This is a genomic window from Streptomyces sp. NTH33, from assembly GCF_003236365.1.
Lineage (GTDB): Bacteria > Actinomycetota > Actinomycetes > Streptomycetales > Streptomycetaceae > Streptomyces.
Map to the genome: position 1 here is coordinate 1 of NZ_POTZ01001145.1, position 418 is coordinate 418.

The 418-nt window shown below is 66.0% G+C and carries 1 protein-coding gene; it reads right to left on the bottom strand.

Annotated elements, in window-relative coordinates; genetic code table 11:
- Positions 1-197 precede the first annotated feature (197 nt).
- The coding region (locus C1I97_RS38890; RefSeq protein WP_220040913.1) for a hypothetical protein at positions 198-418 on the bottom strand (221 nt) is incomplete at its 5' end.

The window sequence follows — 418 nt, forward strand, 5'->3', positions numbered from 1 at the left end:
GGCACCCTGAACACTGCCGCCGGCCACGGCAAGCGACACGCGGTCCATGGTCTCGATCAGGTGATCCATCGTCGTACTCATCAGGTGACTCCTTCGGGGAGATGCACACCTGATTCATGACACTCCCTGGGCGAGCCACCACCGCCCGGCGCGCCACCGCGCTCCTGACCACCGCCAGGGCGGTTTCGAAGTGACGCTCACTGCGCGTTGGTTCCGACGTGGACCGTGAGCCGGACGGTCGGCGACCAGTTGGTGCAGGTGGAGGACTGGAACAGGCCGCCGCGCTTGCAGGACTGGATCACGAGGTCGTGGGTTCCCCCCGTGAATTCCGAGTCCTTCATGGTGTACAGCCGCGGTCCGTCGGTGCCCGTGAGCTCGCGCTGCCGCTTGTCCACCCTGAGGTTGTAGTGAGTGGCGG